Source organism: Streptosporangium sp. NPDC051023 (genome assembly GCF_040689595.1).
Taxonomy (GTDB): domain Bacteria; phylum Actinomycetota; class Actinomycetes; order Streptosporangiales; family Streptosporangiaceae; genus Streptosporangium.
In genome coordinates, this window is record NZ_JBFBCE010000023.1 from 111420 (window position 1) to 127215 (window position 15796).

The 15796-nt window shown below is 70.3% G+C and carries 18 protein-coding genes; 13 read left to right on the top strand and 5 right to left on the bottom strand.

Features of this window, described 5'->3' with window-relative positions; translation table 11 throughout:
* Positions 1–13: 13 nt before the first annotated feature.
* Together AB0395_RS17640 and AB0395_RS17645 are read right to left on the bottom strand one after the other, a co-directional pair.
* Positions 14–460, bottom strand: a complete 447-nt coding sequence (locus AB0395_RS17640; RefSeq protein ID WP_366281723.1) for a DUF3515 domain-containing protein — start codon at positions 458–460, stop codon at positions 14–16.
* 17 nt (positions 461–477) lie between these two features.
* The gene (locus tag AB0395_RS17645; protein ID WP_366281725.1) at positions 478–711 is read right to left on the bottom strand and encodes an Lrp/AsnC ligand binding domain-containing protein; all 234 of its coding nucleotides are present in this window, start codon (positions 709–711) and stop codon (positions 478–480) included.
* A 51-nt stretch (positions 712–762) separates the two neighbouring features.
* Here AB0395_RS17645 and AB0395_RS17650 point away from each other — a divergent pair, with 51 nt between their 5' ends.
* The 3 genes from AB0395_RS17650 to thiD all read left to right on the top strand — a co-directional run bounded on the left by AB0395_RS17650 (position 763) and on the right by thiD (position 3737).
* Entirely contained in the window at positions 763–1719 is a 957-nt protein-coding gene (locus tag AB0395_RS17650; RefSeq protein ID WP_366281726.1) for a thiamine-phosphate kinase, read from the top strand.
* A gap of 97 nt (positions 1720–1816) precedes the next feature.
* Positions 1817–2857, top strand: coding sequence for a hypothetical protein (locus AB0395_RS17655; protein WP_366281727.1), 1041 nt, complete (start codon positions 1817–1819; stop codon positions 2855–2857).
* Between the two features lie 49 nt (positions 2858–2906).
* Positions 2907–3737, top strand: a complete 831-nt coding sequence (gene thiD / locus AB0395_RS17660) for a bifunctional hydroxymethylpyrimidine kinase/phosphomethylpyrimidine kinase (RefSeq protein ID WP_366281728.1) — start codon at positions 2907–2909, stop codon at positions 3735–3737.
* 49 nt (positions 3738–3786) lie between these two features.
* On the opposite strand, the gene AB0395_RS17665 is transcribed toward thiD, so the two are convergent.
* Both AB0395_RS17665 and rpmB read right to left on the bottom strand, forming a co-directional pair.
* Positions 3787–4380, bottom strand: a complete 594-nt coding sequence (locus tag AB0395_RS17665) for a hypothetical protein (protein WP_366281730.1) — start codon at positions 4378–4380, stop codon at positions 3787–3789.
* A gap of 150 nt (positions 4381–4530) precedes the next feature.
* Complete coding sequence (rpmB, locus tag AB0395_RS17670; RefSeq protein WP_012894387.1) at positions 4531–4716, bottom strand: 50S ribosomal protein L28; 186 nt, start codon at positions 4714–4716, stop codon at positions 4531–4533.
* Positions 4717–5161: 445 nt separating this feature from the next.
* Between rpmB and recG the strand changes: the two genes are divergently transcribed.
* The 9 genes from recG (at position 5162) to AB0395_RS17715 (ending at position 12145) form a co-directional block, all read left to right on the top strand.
* Complete coding sequence (recG, locus tag AB0395_RS17675) at positions 5162–7333, top strand: ATP-dependent DNA helicase RecG (protein WP_366281731.1); 2172 nt, start codon at positions 5162–5164, stop codon at positions 7331–7333.
* A 383-nt stretch (positions 7334–7716) separates the two neighbouring features.
* Entirely contained in the window at positions 7717–8286 is a 570-nt protein-coding gene (gene rsmD / locus AB0395_RS17680; RefSeq protein WP_366281733.1) for a 16S rRNA (guanine(966)-N(2))-methyltransferase RsmD, read from the top strand.
* 15 nt (positions 8287–8301) lie between these two features.
* Positions 8302–8778, top strand: a complete 477-nt coding sequence (gene coaD, locus AB0395_RS17685) for a pantetheine-phosphate adenylyltransferase (protein WP_271221957.1) — start codon at positions 8302–8304, stop codon at positions 8776–8778.
* A gap of 66 nt (positions 8779–8844) precedes the next feature.
* Complete coding sequence (locus tag AB0395_RS17690) at positions 8845–9399, top strand: YceD family protein (protein WP_366281734.1); 555 nt, start codon at positions 8845–8847, stop codon at positions 9397–9399.
* Position 9400: 1 nt separating this feature from the next.
* Complete coding sequence (rpmF, locus tag AB0395_RS17695) at positions 9401–9580, top strand: 50S ribosomal protein L32 (RefSeq protein WP_179824792.1); 180 nt, start codon at positions 9401–9403, stop codon at positions 9578–9580.
* A gap of 216 nt (positions 9581–9796) precedes the next feature.
* A complete protein-coding gene (gene rnc / locus AB0395_RS17700; RefSeq protein WP_366281735.1) occupies positions 9797–10531 on the top strand; it encodes a ribonuclease III in 735 nt (244 codons plus the stop codon).
* A gap of 92 nt (positions 10532–10623) precedes the next feature.
* On the top strand, positions 10624–11490 hold the full coding sequence (gene mutM, locus AB0395_RS17705; RefSeq protein ID WP_366281736.1) for a bifunctional DNA-formamidopyrimidine glycosylase/DNA-(apurinic or apyrimidinic site) lyase: 867 nt from the start codon (positions 10624–10626) through the stop codon (positions 11488–11490).
* A complete protein-coding gene (locus AB0395_RS17710) occupies positions 11487–11762 on the top strand; it encodes an acylphosphatase (protein ID WP_366281737.1) in 276 nt (91 codons plus the stop codon). The genes mutM and AB0395_RS17710 overlap by 4 nt, the downstream gene beginning before the upstream one ends.
* Positions 11763–11950: 188 nt before the next feature.
* Entirely contained in the window at positions 11951–12145 is a 195-nt protein-coding gene (locus AB0395_RS17715) for a hypothetical protein (protein ID WP_366281739.1), read from the top strand.
* A 217-nt stretch (positions 12146–12362) separates the two neighbouring features.
* On the opposite strand, the gene AB0395_RS17720 is transcribed toward AB0395_RS17715, so the two are convergent.
* Complete coding sequence (locus AB0395_RS17720; protein ID WP_366281741.1) at positions 12363–13157, bottom strand: hypothetical protein; 795 nt, start codon at positions 13155–13157, stop codon at positions 12363–12365.
* A 316-nt stretch (positions 13158–13473) separates the two neighbouring features.
* Between AB0395_RS17720 and AB0395_RS17725 the strand changes: the two genes are divergently transcribed.
* The coding region (locus AB0395_RS17725) for an AAA family ATPase (RefSeq protein ID WP_366281742.1) at positions 13474–15796 on the top strand (2323 nt) is incomplete at its 3' end.

The window sequence follows — 15796 nt, forward strand, 5'->3', positions numbered from 1 at the left end:
TGGCGCGGTCAGGTCATCCGACCTGCGGCAGCGCCGCCTTGATGGGGGCGGCGAGTTCGATGAGCACATCCTGCGGGATGTGCTCACCGGAGATCGTCACCTCGACGTAGGCCTCCCTGCCGATCGCGGTGAACAGCGCGGGCCTGCCGGGGTCGTTGAACCACGCGACCCCGTTGATCTCCGGCACCTGCTCGGTCGCCGTCATCGTCACCGGCCGCGGCACCCCGCAGCGCAGCGCGATCCGCGCCTCCCCCCACACGGCGACGTACGGCGAGGCGGGCGTCGTCTCCACCCGCTTCAGGCCGTCGAGGGTCTGGGGAAGTCGTTCGCCGAGCGCTCTGCACGCGGCGGCGGCGGACCCCTCCGGCACGGGTGGGTCCACGCGGACCGCGCCGCCGCATCCCGCCAGGATCAGCGGGAGGCAGGCGAGCGCGGTCCAGCGAGCGAACCGGAGTGACATGTCGCGTTCCCGGTGAATCAGATGTGCACGATGGGACACGTAAGAGTACGTGTGATGCCCTCCACCGCCTGAATCTGGGCCACCACAAGCTTGCCTAGATCGTCCACATTGCGGGCTTCGGCGCGGACGATCACATCGTAGGGACCGGTGACGTCCTCGGCCTGCGTGACACCGGAGATCGAGGAGATCTGCCCGGCCACGTTCGCCGCCTTGCCAACCTCGGTCTGGATCAGGATGTAGGCCTGCACCATAACGTCCTCCCGGGCGATTGGATCAGTGCCGAAGGGCCACCGTACCCTGTGATGAACGGGAGGTGTGTCATCACAGTCGGAGATCTCGGCGAATTCGGAGTTGTTGCACGTATAGCCGAACGCTTGCCACAGGGTGGGACCGTGCTCCTCGGTCCCGGGGACGACGCCGCGATGGTGAGGTCTCCTGATGGACGGGTCGTCGTGACGACGGACTTATTGATCGAGGGTAGGCACTTTCGTCGCGATTGGTCCAGTGGCTATGACATTGGTCGCAAAGCCGCGGCACAGAATCTTTCAGACATCGTTGCCATGGGCGCCGACCCCACCGGCATCGTGGTCGGCCTTGGCCTGCCAGGGGATGCGGCCACGGGCTGGCTCGACGACCTCACCGACGGATTCCGCGACGAATGCGACCTGGTCGGCGCCAGCGTGGTCGGTGGCGACATCACTCGCTGCGACCTGGTCGTGATCGGGGTCACCGCCCTGGGCGACCTCGGCGGGCGGGCACCGGTCACCCGTTCCGGCGCGCGTCCCGGGGACGTGGTCGCGGTCGCGGGGCGACTCGGCCACGCCGCGGCAGGCCTCGCGCTGCTCGCCGCGGGCGAGACCGGTCCCGTGGAACTGCTCGACGCCCACCGCCGCCCGACGCCCCCGTACGCCTGCGGTCCGCAGGCGGCCGCGCTCGGCGCGACCTCGATGCTCGACGTCAGCGACGGCCTGCTCCAGGATCTCGGCCACGTCGCCACGGCGAGCGGGGTCGGAGTCGTGCTCTCCCCGGAGGCCTTCGCGATCTCCGCCCCGATGGAGGAGGCCGCCCGGCGGCTCGGCGCGGACCCGCTGGAGTGGGTCCTCTCCGGTGGAGAAGATCACGCACTCGCCGCGACGTTCCCCAAGGACGTACGGCTTCCGCCCGAGTGGGCCGTGGTCGGCCACGTCGATTCGGGCAAGGGCGTGCAGGTCACAGGCCGTTCGATGACGTACGAGGGCTGGGATCACTTCCGGCAGTGAGGTTTCCCACTCCTGTGACATCAGTTAAATTTGCGACAAACGGTTATTAAAATGGTATGAAGTTGGGCGGCCGAGATTCCCTAGAGGAAGGGGCGACATGGGCCGCCATGGTGGACATGGGGAAGACGCCCCCCGTAGCCGGGGCAAACGTGAGCCGGAGTCCGTTCCACAGCCCGAAACCCGTGACGAGCCGATCGGGCGCCGGCTCCGTCCCGAGGAGTCGGCCGTCACCGAACCCACGAAGGGGTTCCTGGGATCGGGATGGTCGGCTGAGTCCGAGCTGTCCGACCCCGTCCGGCCTGACAGGGAACACCGGCGGAAAGGGCGCGCCAAGCTGGCGCTGCTCACCGCCGCGGCGGTGGCCATGCTGCTCGGCGGAAGCGTGGCCGGCATCCAGCTGATGAGCGGTCCCGCCGACTCGACCACCGCCTGCCCGCCGGGTGGATGCGTCGCGGGGGCATCGAACCAGCCCGCCCCCGAGACCCTCCTCACCGAGGAGGAGCCCCCGCCCAGCGAGGAGCCCCCGGCCTCCGAGGAGCCGGTGCCGACGGAGAAGCCCGCGGAGGGGAAGAGGGACACGGACACCCCTCCGCCCCCCGCACCTGTGACCACCCCGCGTCATGTCGGCCGTACCCCGGGTGCCAAGCCCAGTCCGACGCCGAGGGCCACCCACACCCCGCGCCGCACCCAGCAGGCGCAGCCAACCGAGGAGCCCGTCCCCACGCCGGAGCCGACCGGTGAGGCGCTCGTCTCCGGCAACCAGACGCACGGGCCTTCTGAGCCCTCCGGTGCCCCCGCCCCAACGCCGACCCCGGCCCCCACCTCGACCGCCCCCGCGAGCGGCGCGGGAGTCACCGTCGGATTCGGTCTGGTGAAGGAGAAGGACCAGGTCTACACCGCCCAGCTCGTGATCGCCACCGACGAGAAACTCGACGGCCTGACCCTGAAGGTGCCGATCGGCGGCGCCGTCACCTCGGTGACCGGCGCGACTTGGAAGCAGGTCGGCGACACCCTGGTGATCGAGTCAACGGAGAACCTGAACGAGGGCGAGCACCTGGTCGTCACCTTCACGGCGGACGGTCAGGCGCGCACGCCGCAGACCTGCCAGAGCTCCCCGGGCAACTGCGTCGTCGTCTGACCTCCGCGGGAAACGACTGGGTCGTCTCGCCTGCAGGGGAACTGGTTGGATGGTGTGTATGACCGATTCCACCCCTCCTCGGGTGCTGACCGTCGCCGGGTCCGACTCCGGCGGCGGTGCGGGCATCCAGGCGGACCTGAAGACGATGCTGGCCCTCGGCGTGCACGGCATGAGCGTCATCGCCGCGGTGACCGCCCAGAACTCGCTGGGTGTCCAGGGATACTGGGAGCTGCCGCCCGAGGCGGTGCGCGCCCAGCTCGACTCGGTGCTCGGCGACATCGGCGTTCAGGCGGTCAAGACCGGGATGCTGGCCTCGCCCGTGCTGGTCGAGACAGCTGCCGAGGTGCTCGCACGGGTCGAGGCGCCGGTCGTGGTCGACCCGGTCGGGGTCTCGAAGCACGGTGACACGCTGCTCGCGCCCGAGGCGGTGGACATCGTCAAGTCGCGGCTGCTGCCCACGGCCACCGTCGTGACCCCGAACCTCTGGGAGGTCCTGCAGCTCACGGGCATCAAGGTCGAGGACGACCGGGACATGCGCAGGGCCGCGGACGCGATCCTGGAACTGGGGCCCACCTGGGTGCTGATCAAGGGTGGACACCTGCCGGGCCCCCCGGTCGACCTGCTGACCGACGGCACCAACGAGTTCCGCTTCACCGGGGAACGCCACGACAACCGCCACACCCACGGCACCGGCTGCACCCTGGCCTCCGCCATCGCCTCCCACCTGGCGCTCGGCGCCGACGTCCCCACGGCCGTCGGGAAGGCCAAGGCATACGTCACCGGTGCCATCGCCCACGGCTTCGCCCTGGGCACGGGCATCGGCCCCGTCGACCACGCGTGGCGCTGGCGTTACGGTTCGCCGTCGTCGAGTGATCTCTGATCGCCCGCACAGCACTGACACTCCGAGGGAGACGAAGCGGCCGGGCGGTTTACAGGAGCCGGGTGATGGGGTCGGTGCCCAGGCGGCGGAGGATGTCGGCCGTCTGGGCGGCCTGCTCGGCCTCCTGACCGATCCTGTGACCCGACTCGACGGCCTCGGCGAGCGCCGCCAGCTCGTGCGGCGGCAGGAAGTCGCTCGCGGTGCGCAGGCGCAGCCGTACTTTCTGGCGGTCCTGCTCCTGGGCGGACAGGTGGGGGATCCGGCGCCCCGTCCTGCGCCGATTGTCGCCGGTCCCCGAGTACTCGGGGGAGGAGTCCAGCCAGACGCGGGCCCTGGCGAGGTCGGCCCTGCGCGTCGTGAACGTCTCGCGGACCTCCAGGACGCTCCCGTCCAGCACCGCGCGGAAGCGGAAGGTGCCGAGAGCGCCGATCACGAACACCGTCATGACCGTGACGGGGACCAGCAGGAACAGGGAGTGGAGGCCGAACGCGGCACGACCCGTCTCCAGGGCGTCCGAGCCCACGAAGCTGAAGATCATGAACAGCGGGATCCCGAGGAAGGGGATGGCGAAGACCAGCATGCCTATCTTCGCGCCCGTGCTCGCGCCCACGCTCAGCTTCAGCGGTCCGGGGGGAGTGCTCACCTAGCAGACACTAGTCATTCAGGGCGGCGATTCAGCTGGGATGTCCGGAAAAGGGCAAGCCGGTAACGCTGACGGGAAACCGCGATGCCCGCGGAAAAGGCAAAGACCCGCCGCTCCCGGGAAGGGAGTGGCGGGCCTTCGCGCGTCTGGCTAGCGAGTGACCTTGCCGGCCTTGATGCAGGAGGTGCAAACGTTCAGCCGCTTCGGCGTGCCGTTCACCACTGCGCGCACGGGCTGGATGTTGGGGTTCCAGCGGCGGCGGGTGCGGCGGTGCGAGTGGGAGACGTTGTTGCCGAAGGTCGGCTTCTTAGCGCAAACATCGCAGACGGAAGCCACGGTTCGCTCCTTAGATCAGTCGAGAGGCTCGATCCGCCGCACTGGCGGCGGTCATCGGGCATGCCGGGACGACCGGCTGGCCACACGAGGATACCCGATGTCCGGCCCGGCATGGCAACACGAGCCGCCATGACTGGTCGAACGGGGATAATCTCCAATGCCAACCGTAGCGCATCCTCGGGGGGCGGAGGGCGGCATGCTGCGGGTTCTCGATGCGCCCGCGGTACGGCGGTGGCCACGGCCGGCCGCGGAGACGCGGGGAGACGCGGGGAGACGCGGGGAGACGCGGGGAGACGCGGGGAGACGCGGGGAGACGCGGGGAGACGCGGGGAGACGCGGGAAGATCGTGCCTGCCGGGTGGGCCGGGGCCGGGAAGCGGGCGCCCGGAGCGGACACGTTGGTGCGTCGGGTCAATTCTGTCGCACAGACGCGGTAGAAACTTGGGGTGACGAGCTTCGACGAGCCGCTGACCAAGGCGCTTGACCCCAAGACCGCCAAGCTGCTGGAGAGCGTCCTCGACCTGCGCACCGTCGGTGACCTGCTGCGGCACTACCCCCGGCGTTACGCGGAGCGGGGTGAGCTGACCGACCTCGAGGACCTGCAGGTCGACGAGCACGTCACCGTGGTCGGCGAGGTCACCAGGGCCATGCGCAGGCCGATGCGCAACAAGGGCGGAAGCTGGCTGGAGGTCGAGGTCGTCGACGGCCGCCGCAGCAAGATCTATCTGTCCTTCTTCGGCAAGGCCTCCCACATCGCGGAGACACGGCTGCGGCCCGGCGTCCGCGGCATGTTCGCGGGAAAGGTCGGCGCGTTCGGCCAGGGGGAGAAACGCAGGTGGCAGCTCTCCCATCCCGAGTTCGAGATGTTCGACGAGAGCGAGGCGGGCGCGGAGAAGTTCGCCGCCGCGCTGGTGCCGATCTATCCGGCGGGCAAGGACGTGACCCCCTGGGCCATCCGCAGGGCGCTGGGGGTCCTCCTCGACACCCTTGAGCCCCTCGACGACCCGCTCCCGGCCGACCTGCGGGCCAAGCACGGCCTCCCGGGGCTGACCGAGGCGCTGATGGCCGTCCACAGGCCGCGTGACCACGCCGACGTCTCCAGGGCGCGCAGGCGGCTGAAGTTCGACGAGGCGTTCCTGCTCCAGGCCGTGCTGCTGCAGCGCAGGATGGCCGCGGCCTCCTGGCCCGCGACCCCCAGGCCCGCGTGCGGTGACGGGTTGCTGGCCGACTTCGACGCGCGCCTGCCGTTCCAGCTCACCGAGGGACAGCGGACCGTGGGGGAGGAGATCGCGGCCGACCTGGCCGTGGCCCACCCCATGCACCGGCTGCTCCAGGGCGAGGTCGGCGCGGGCAAGACCGTCGTCGCGCTGCGTGCCATGCTCCAGGTGGTCGACGCCGGTGGCCAGGCCGTCCTGCTGGCGCCGACCGAGGTGCTCGCCCAGCAGCACCACAGGTCGATCTCGGCCATGCTCGGCGACCTGGCGACCGGCGGCATGTTCGGCGGTACGGCGGTCGCCCTCCTGACCGGCTCGCTCGGCGCGGCGGCCCGTCGTTCGGCCATGCTCGACGCCGCGTCCGGCGCCGCCGGGATCGTGGTCGGCACCCACGCGGTCCTCCAGGAGCGTGTGCAGTTCGCCGACCTCGGCCTGGTCGTGGTCGACGAGCAGCACAGGTTCGGCGTCGAGCAGCGCGACGCGCTCAGGGAGAAGGCGGGCGGAGGCCGCCCGCACGTGCTGGTCATGACCGCGACGCCGATCCCGCGCACGGTCGCCATGACCGTCTTCGGCGACCTGACGGTCTCCACGCTCTCCCAGCTGCCCTCCGGCCGTGCGCCGATCACCACGCACGTGGTCCCCGCCGCGGAGAAGCCGCACTTCCTCGACCGCACCTGGACCAGGCTGCGCGAGGAGGTCGAGCTCGGGCGGCAGGCCTACATCGTCTGCCCGCGCATCGGCGACCTGGAGGGCGACGAGGGCGATCTGTCGAAGGACGACGACGAGCGGCGTCCGCCGCTGGCGGTGCTCGACGTGGCCGAGATGCTGTCACAGGGGCCGCTGCACGGGCTCCGTACGGCGGTGCTGCACGGCAAGCTGCCCCCGGAGGAGAAGGACGCCGTGATGCGTGCCTTCACCAGGGGCGAGACCGACGTCCTGGTGGCGACCACGGTCATCGAGGTCGGCGTCGACGTGCCCAACTCCTCGGTCATGGTCATCATGGACGCCGACCGGTTCGGCGTCTCGCAGCTCCACCAGCTGCGCGGCCGGGTCGGCCGGGGCGGGCTGCCGGGACTGTGCCTGCTGGTGAGCGAGTCCCTGGGCGGAACCCCGGCCCGTGAGCGGCTCGACGCGGTCGCCTCGACCCTCGACGGCTTCGAGCTGTCCCGTGTCGACCTGGAGCAGCGCCGCGAGGGCGACGTGCTGGGCGTCGCTCAGTCGGGCCGCAGGTCGTCGCTGAAGCTGCTCCAGCTCCTGCGGGACGAGGAGGTCATCCACAACGCCCGCCTCGACGCCGAGACCATGCTGGCGGCCGATCCCGATCTCACCGGGAACACGATCCTCCGGATGGAGATCGACAGGCTGCTGGCCGACGAGCGGGCGGAGTACCTCGAGAAGACCTGAGCCGCCTGCCGCTCCGCGGAGTCAGGGGGAACGCCCGAGAGCGGGGACGGCCTCCCCCCGAATGCCGTCCCCGCCTGGGCCCACTCTCGGGTCAGGTGCCGAGAGCACCGGCGTGCGGAAGGGCTCACGATCACGCCGGTCGGCCTTCTCCTGGGTCACCGAAGGCCGCAGGACTCATCATGCAAGGCCTCGTGGCCGGGTGGAACGACCCTTGCGCTTTCGTCGCCACTCCTTGCCCACTCTTGACCTAGATCACCTACCCAGACCCTTTTGACCTGCGGTTATGTGATGCGTCGCGACACGCCGGGCTACCGGGCGCGGGTGGCGCGGCCTCATCCCGGCCGCGGGGACGCCTCCCGGGGCGGCGCTGGGAGAATGAGCCGGTGAGTCGAGTCATCGCGGGAAGCGCAGGGGGACGACGGCTGGCCGTGCCGCCGGGACGGGGGACCCGTCCCACGAGCGACCGGGCCAGGGAGGGGATCTTCTCGACCGTGGGGTCGCTGCTCGGCTCCCTGGACGGCGCGAGGGTGTTGGACCTGTACGCCGGATCCGGAGCCGTCGGCCTCGAGGCGCTGTCACGGGGAGCGGCGCACGCCCTGCTCGTCGAGTCGGACGCCAAGGCGGTCAGGACGATCAGGGCGAACATCGCGACCCTCGGGCTGCCGGGAGCCGAGCTCGTGGCCGACCGGGTCGAGCGGGTGCTCGAGCGGGGGGCCGCGGAGCCGTACGACCTGGTGTTCGCCGATCCGCCGTACACGGTGACCGCGGAGGCGGTCGACGGCGTGCTCGGGCAGCTGAGGGACCGCGGCTGGCTGGCGGAGGACGCGCTGGTCGTGGTGGAAAGGGAGAGCAGGGGGAAGGACCTGGTGTGGCCTCGTGGATATGAAGAGGAGAGGGTGCGTCGTTACGGGGAAGCGGCCGTTTGGTACGGTCGCGCCGCCGGGAATCCATAGAGCAGGGGGTTCGCCTTGCGTCGCGTTGTCTGTCCGGGATCGTTCGATCCCGTTACCAACGGCCATCTGGACATCATCGGCCGGGCCTCCCGGCAGTACGACGAGGTCGTGGTGGCGGTGCTGATCAATATCGAGAAGAAGAGTCTGTTCACCGTCGAGGAGCGGATCGAGATGCTCCAGACCGTGACCAAGGAGTACGGCAACGTACGCGTGGACAAGTTCCACGGCCTGCTGGTGGACTACTGCAGGCAGCAGGAGATCCCCGCCATCGTCAAGGGATTGCGGGCGATCAGCGACTTCGACTACGAGCTCCAGATGGCGCAGCTCAACTACCGGATGTCCGGGGTCGAGACGCTCTTCATGGCGACCGGGCCCGAGGTGTCGTTCCTGTCGTCGAGCCGCATCAAGGAGATCGTCCGGTACGGCGGAAGCGTGGCCGGTCTGGTCCCCGATCTCGTTCAGGAGCTCCTGGTCGAACGGCTCAGGGGCTAGGTCCTGGTATTCTCTTGTTTCTGCCTTGCACGACGGCGTTGATTCGCCATGCCTAATGAGAGTGGAATGACTCCGCACAGCCTTGACCCCCGCGCCCCCTGGGTGGTCTCCACCCATGATCTGGGGCGGCGACCAGGGTCGATGCGTCGGATGCACCTCACTCTCCCGGCACCGGCGGACGTCGGCGTCGACATGATCGGTGTCCCCAGGGGCGCCGATGTCGAGCTGGACATCCGGCTTGAAGCGGTCATGGAGGGTGTGCTCGTCACGGGCACGGCGCAGACCCCGCTGCGGGGGGAATGCGCACGCTGCCTGGAGGATGTCTCCTCGGACACCGAGGTGAGCTTCCAGGAACTGTTCCTCTACTCGGCAGAGGATGCTGCCGAGGACGACTCGCTTCTCGACGGTGAACTCCTCGACCTCGAGCCCGCGTTCCGCGACGCGGTGGTGCTCACACTGCCGTTGAGCCCGGTCTGCAGTGAAGACTGCACCGGACTCTGCTCGGAGTGCGGGATCAGGCTGGCGGATGCCGAGCCTGGCCACAAGCACGAGGTCGTCGACGCCCGCTGGGCCAAGTTGCAGGGTCTGGTTCCGGAACATAACAACGATCAGGAGAGCTGACGTGGCTGTCCCCAAGCGCAAGATGTCGCGGAGCAACACTCGCTCCCGCAGGTCGCAGTGGAAGGCCGCCGCGGTTTCGCTCGTGAGCTGCCCCCAGTGCCGCTCGCCGAAGCGTCCGCACGTGGCGTGCCCCTCCTGCGGCACTTACAACCGCCGTCAGGTGATCGAGCCCTCCGCCTGATCGCATTCTGACCGACGGACGCCGGCCGGGTCCTTCCGGCACCGGCCGGCGCAACCGTTCGCGATCCACATGCGATGGCGGTCCGCCCGCGGCTGTGGTGGACGCCGGGGTCCGCGATAACGCGTACCCTCCCGGCGCCCACCACATCTTCGGGCATTTCTCGTTCGCTTCTTCGCCATCGCGCATTCGACGAGAGACGTGCGAGGAGAAGAAGTCATGGGTATGAGCAGTGTCAAGCCGGTGGCCGTCGAGTTCGTCAGTGACGAGCTCGAACGGGTCCTTTCCGTGCGGCTGAACCTCGCGATCCTGGAGCGGGCGCTGACCCACCGCTCCTACGCCTACGAGAACGGCGGCCTGCCGACCAACGAGCGCCTGGAGTTCCTCGGCGACTCCGTGCTGGGCCTCGTGGTCACCGACACCCTCTACCGCAACCACCCCGACCTGCCCGAGGGGCAGCTCGCCAAGCTCAGGGCCGCGGTGGTCAACATGCGCGCCCTCGCGGGCGTGGCCCGCACCCTCGGCCTCGGGAGGTTCCTGCGCCTGGGCAGGGGCGAGGAGGGCACGGGGGGCCGTGACAAGTCCTCGATCCTCGCCGACACCCTTGAGGCGCTGATCGGCTCCGTGTACGTCGACAAGGGCCTCGATGAGGCGTTCCGTGTCGTCCACCTGCTCTTCGACCCCCTCATCACCCGCTCGGCCTCGCTGGGCGCGGGGCTCGACTGGAAGACCTCGCTGCAGGAGCTCACCGCCTCCGAGTCGCTCGGCGTGCCCGAGTACCACGTTGAGGAGAGCGGTCCCGACCACGCGAAGTCCTTCACCGCGGTCGTCAGGGTCGGCGGTGAGGAATACGGCTCGGGCTCAGGCCGCTCGAAGAAAGAGGCTGAGCAGCAGGCCGCGGAGGCGGCCTGGACCCGGATCCGCGAGGACCGGGACAAGCACGAGGCCGGCTGACCCGTCAGCCAGACGCGCCGGCTGTCCCGCAGGCGCGAGAGACCGGCTCACCCGTCCGCGCGAGGCCGGTCGACCTGCCCGAGGAGGAGTGCATGCCTGAGCTGCCCGAGGTCGAGGTGGTACGGCGGGGCCTGGAACGCTGGGTCTCCGGACGGGTCGTCGCCCGTGCCGAGGTGCTCCACCCGCGGGCGATCAGAAGGCACGTCCCCGGGGCCGAGGAGTTCGCCTCCCGGCTCAAGGGCCGCACGATCGGCTCCGCCGAGCGCAGGGGCAAGTACCTCTGGCTGCCCCTGGACGGCACCGACGCGATCCTCGCCCATCTCGGCATGAGCGGCCAGTTGCTGGTCGTCGAGCCCGACGCGGTCCCGGAGAAGCATCTCAGGGTCCGGATCGCCTTCACCGACGGCGGCCCCGACCTGCGCTTCGTCGACCAGCGGACCTTCGGGCACGTGCTGGTGACGTCGATGACCGAGTCGGGCGGCAGGCCGGTGCCCGAGCCGATCACACACATCGCGGCGGACCCGTTCGAGGAGCACTTCGACGAGGAACTGTTCGCCCGCCGCCTGCGGGCGAAGCAGACGGAGGTCAAGCGGGCTCTCCTCGACCAGTCGCTGATCAGCGGGGTCGGCAACATCTACGCCGATGAGGCGCTCTGGCGGGCGCGTCTGCACGGCGCCAGGCCGACCAATGCTCTGACCAGGCCGAAGATCTCCGAGCTGCTGGGCGCGGCCCGCGAGGTCATGACTGCGGCGCTGTCGGAGGGCGGCACGTCCTTCGACAGCCTTTACGTCAACGTCAACGGCGAGAGCGGTTACTTCGACCGTTCGCTGGCCGTCTACGGCAGGCGGGACGAACCCTGTTCCCGCTGTGGCACGCCGATCGTCAGAGAGTCGTTCATGAACCGTTCCTCCTACAGTTGTCCCCGCTGCCAGCCCCGCCAGAGGAGGGCGGGGGCGTGACGGAGGTGCGGCTGACCGCCTGGGTCAGAGGGCGTGTCCAGGGCGTCGGCTTCCGCTGGTGGACGCGGGCGAGGGCACTGGAGCTCGGGCTGACCGGCTGGGCGAGGAACACCGAGGACGGGCGGGTCGAGGTCGTGGCCGAGGGCGGGCAGGAGCCGTGCGCCGAGCTTCTCGCCCTGCTCAGGGCCGGTGGGACCCCGGGAAGAGTTGACGCGGTCATGGAACGCTGGAGCGAGGCCAAAGGGAATCTTGCCGGTTTCGTGGAGCGCTGACGCTTCCTTAAACCGTCCAAAATAAGGTATATTTTACTGTCGAGAGTGCCCACTGGTGCATCCACACGGAGCGTTCAACTTGACCGCCCCTTCCGCCGGTGCGACTCTTGATAAGAACCACGCGCACCCCTCCCGCGGCAAGAAGTGCGCGAACCAGTCTGGTCACTCAGCGTGGAGGACCCTTTACCATGGCGAAGGCTCTACTAGGCCACGTCGGCGGTCCTGACCCTCGTATGGTCTCGGAAATGCGCCGTCTCCAGCAGCGCATCCGTGATCTCGAGGCAGAGCTCACCCGGCTCCAGGCCCAGAACGACGAACTCGCGGCCAGTGCCCGCGACGAGGAGTTCGGCCGCCTGCAGGATCGTGAGCCGGTTCTCACTTAGGAGACCGGGACAAAACACACTGTCCAGGGGCGCCTCTTCGGGGCGTCCCTTGCCATGCCGACCCCTCGCCGTATGCAGGATCGTATGCGGTGATGTCGGACAATACGTGGCATGAGAAGCCAGACCGCTCGAGCATGACGAGCGGCTCATATACGACGAGACAAAAATGGACCGCTCCGCGTGACGGGCGGTCCGCACGTCACCTGGGAAGAAAGACTCACAGGTGACGTGTGAAGAAGGCGAGCTGCTCGGGGAGCACACGGATCCGGTACGCCGTGTCCTGGCACCCCGAGGAGATCCCTCCTTCCGTCGTCGCGCCGAGTGCTTTCAGTCCCTTCAGCATCGTCTCCGTCTGCGGAGCCCTGTCGTCCTGCTCGCCGCAGCCCAGCCAGATCGGGATGTCGATCAGCTCGCGCAGGGGGGCTCGCGCCGCGGTGACGGCGGGTGAGGACGCGGCGACCGCGGCGACCCGGTCGGCGCCGAGCTGCGCGGCCAGCCTGAGCGCTTCCGCGCCACCCCCGGACCAACCGAGCAGCCCGATCCGCCGGGTGTCCAGCCCACTGGCCTTCAGGTAGGGCAGCAGGGTGCCGACGATGTCCGCGGAGGGCCAGTCGTCCACGGCGGCGACCGCGAAGCGTCCCTGACTCGCGGCGAGGTAGAGGTCGACCGCGTAGAGGTCGAACGGCGCGCGTGCGCCCCCGGGAGCCTCGGGGAACATGACTACGACGGAGACCGCGCCCCGCGTGCGCGGCGGCAGCGCGATGATCACCTTGCGGCCCTCCAACGTGCCCTGCTGACGCCTTCCCGGACGGGCCCGCGGGGGATCCGGCACGGAGCCGCAGACGATGTGGGCGTACGCGTCGCGGATGCCGTCCGGGCCGACCGCCAGGGCGGTGCCGCCGAGGCCGAGCACGGTCAGTCCTCCACCGACCAGGAAGGCCCGCCGCCTGAGATGACGCTCCCCGCCGCGCGGGGATGCCGGAGCTTCGCCGTCAGCGCGTTCCGCATCCATGCAGGGCACCATAGGCGCTGGACGGGCGGGCGCGGGTGAAGAACGGTAGTCTTCCCAGGCGGGAGCGACAGGGCGGCGCTGAAAGGCGCGGGCCGAGGGCGCCACGGCCGTGGCGCCCGGGTGTGACGGCGGGTGCGGACACGTGGCCGGCGCACGACGCGGACACGGGCTGGACGCGCTGTGGGCGGCGCGCGGGCCGGCGCGGCGGCGCAGACACATGGACATGGCACGAAAACTGCACATACATAGCGAAGACTGCACGTATATAGCACGGAAACGGCACGGGCACGGGTGAGCACAGTGGACAGGGGGTGACATGTATCTGAAGACCCTGACCCTGCGCGGGTTCAAGTCCTTCGCCTCGGCGACCACCCTCCGGTTCGAGCCCGGCATTACCGCCGTCGTCGGCCCGAACGGCTCGGGCAAGTCAAACGTGGTCGACGCGCTCGCCTGGGTCATGGGCGAGCACAGTGCCAAGTCGCTGCGCGGCGGCAAGATGGAGGACGTCATCTTCGCCGGGACGTCCTCCCGGGCTCCGCTCGGCCGCGCCGAGGTCACCCTCACCATCGACAACACCGACGGCGCGCTGCCGATCGATTACACCGAGGTCACCATCAGCCGCCTGATGTTCAGGGCAGGCCAGAGTGAGTACGCCATCAACGGCGACACCTGCCGCCTGCTCGACATCCAGGAGCTGCTCTCCGACTCGGGCATCGGCCGCGAGATGCACGTCATCGTCGGGCAGGGCCAGCTCGACCAGGTGCTGCACGCGGGCCCTGAGGACCGCAGGGCCTTCATCGAGGAGGCGGCGGGCGTCCTGAAGCACCGCAAGCGCAAGGAGAAGGCGCTGCGGAAGCTCGACGCGATGCAGGCCAACCTGGCCCGCGTCCAGGACCTGACCACCGAGCTGCGCAGGCAGCTCAAGCCACTCGGCCGCCAGGCGGAGATCGCCCGTAAGGCCGCCGTCATCCAGGCCGATCTCCGTGACGCCAGGCTCAGGCTGCTCGCCGACGACATGCTCATCCTGCGCACCACCCTGGAAAGGGAGACCGCGGACGAGGCCGCGGTGCTGGCCCGCCGTACGGTGGTCGAGGCCGAGCTGGAGCAGGGCCAGGTCATGGAGGCCGAGCTTGAGGCGGCCGAAGCGCAGGCCCAGCCGCGCCTGGCCGCCGCACAGGAGACCTACTTCCGTCTCTCCTCCCTCCGCGAGCGTCTCAGGGGCCTGGCGGGACTGGCGGCGGAACGGCACCGCAACGCGACCGACAGCGCGGTCGAACGCAGAGGGCGCGACCCGGAGGACTACGAGCGGGAGGCCGAGGAGGTCCGGGAGCAGGAGCGGGTCCTCGAAGAACTGCTCGCCCAGGAGCAGGAGACGCTGGCGGGAGCCGTGGCCAGGCGAGCGGAGACCGAGTCGGCGCTCGCCGCGGAGGAACGCCGCCTTGCCGCGGAGGCCAGGGCCGCCGCGGACAGGCGTGAGGGGCTGGCGAGGCTCAGGGGCCAGGTCGGCGCGGTGCGCAGCAGGGCGGGGGCGGCGGAGGAGGAGATCGGGCGCCTCGCGCTCTCCCTGGAGGAGGCGGAGCAGCGCGCGGAACGCGCCCGCGCGGAGCACGACAGCCAGGAGCGGGCCGACCCGGAGACGGACCCGGCTCTCACCGAGGAGCTGGAGATCGCGCTGGAGGTCGTCGACCAGGCCAGGCAGGCCGTCGACCAGGCCAGGGCCGTGGTCGACGAGGCGAAGGCCGCGGTCGCGGGCCCGAGCGCCGCCCTCGGTGCGGCCAGGGCCGCGGTCGGCGTCGCCCGCAAGGCGGACCAGGACGCCCAGCGCCAGGTCGCCGCTCTCGAGGCCAGGTTCGAGGCACTCGAACTGAGCCTGGCGAGCGGCGCGGACGGTGCGGCGGCGTTGCTCGCCGCCGACATGGCCGGGGTGCTCGGCCCGGTGGCCGCCATGCTGACCGTCAGCCCCGGCGCAGAGGTGGCCGTCGCCGCCGTGTTCGGCGCCTTCGCCGAGGCCGTCGCCGTCGAGTCCCTGCAGGCCGCCACGGACGCCATCGACTTCCTCGGAGGCCGGGACGCGGGCCAGGCCGCCCTGCTCGTCGCCGCGGACGGCACGGAGCCCGAGACGGGCCCGGTGCCCGTCGTGGGGAGCCGGTGGGCGGTCGACCTGGTCACCGTGCCCGCGGAGCTGCGAGCCTCCGCCGCGCACCTGCTGGCGGACGTGCTGGTCGTGGACGATCTGGAGACGGCGAGGAAGGTCGTCGAGCAGTGGCCCGAGCTGCGGGCCGTCACCCGCTCCGGCGACCTGCTCGGCCCGTACGCCGCCAGAGGCGGCTCGGCGGGCGGTGCCTCCGCCCTCCAGGTGCGGGCCGCGCTCGACGAGGCCATCGCCGACCTGAGCTCGGCCAGGGAGGCCGAGGAGCGGGCAGGCGCCGCCATGGAAGAAGCGGCCGAGGCCGAGGACGAGGCGCAGTTCGCCGTCGAGGCCGTCCAGGCGGGGGTGGCCGAGGCGCAGACGGGCGTGCAGACCGCGCAGGCCGGAGTGAACGCGGCGCAGGCCGCACTGGACCAGGTCAGGACCGGCAGCGAATTCGCCGACGACCCACGAGTCGCCGCCCGCCTTGACCCGGCCTGGGACGAGACGC

Bases quoted from the DNA above. Each gene is read 5' to 3' on its own strand.
- mutM (WP_366281736.1), top strand. From the start codon at position 10,624: ATGCCTGAGCTGCCCGAGGTCGAGGTGGTACGGCGGGGCCTGGAACGC.
- AB0395_RS17715 (WP_366281739.1), top strand. From the start codon at position 11,951: ATGGCGAAGGCTCTACTAGGCCACGTCGGCGGTCCTGACCCTCGTATG.
- AB0395_RS17720 (WP_366281741.1), bottom strand. From the start codon at position 13,157: ATGGATGCGGAACGCGCTGACGGCGAAGCTCCGGCATCCCCGCGCGGC.
- AB0395_RS17645 (WP_366281725.1), bottom strand. From the start codon at position 711: ATGGTGCAGGCCTACATCCTGATCCAGACCGAGGTTGGCAAGGCGGCG.
- AB0395_RS17655 (WP_366281727.1), top strand. From the start codon at position 1,817: ATGGGCCGCCATGGTGGACATGGGGAAGACGCCCCCCGTAGCCGGGGC.
- AB0395_RS17640 (WP_366281723.1), bottom strand. From the start codon at position 460: ATGTCACTCCGGTTCGCTCGCTGGACCGCGCTCGCCTGCCTCCCGCTG.
- AB0395_RS17690 (WP_366281734.1), top strand. From the start codon at position 8,845: ATGACTCCGCACAGCCTTGACCCCCGCGCCCCCTGGGTGGTCTCCACC.
- AB0395_RS17650 (WP_366281726.1), top strand. From the start codon at position 763: ATGAACGGGAGGTGTGTCATCACAGTCGGAGATCTCGGCGAATTCGGA.
- rnc (WP_366281735.1), top strand. From the start codon at position 9,797: ATGGGTATGAGCAGTGTCAAGCCGGTGGCCGTCGAGTTCGTCAGTGAC.
- thiD (WP_366281728.1), top strand. From the start codon at position 2,907: ATGGTGTGTATGACCGATTCCACCCCTCCTCGGGTGCTGACCGTCGCC.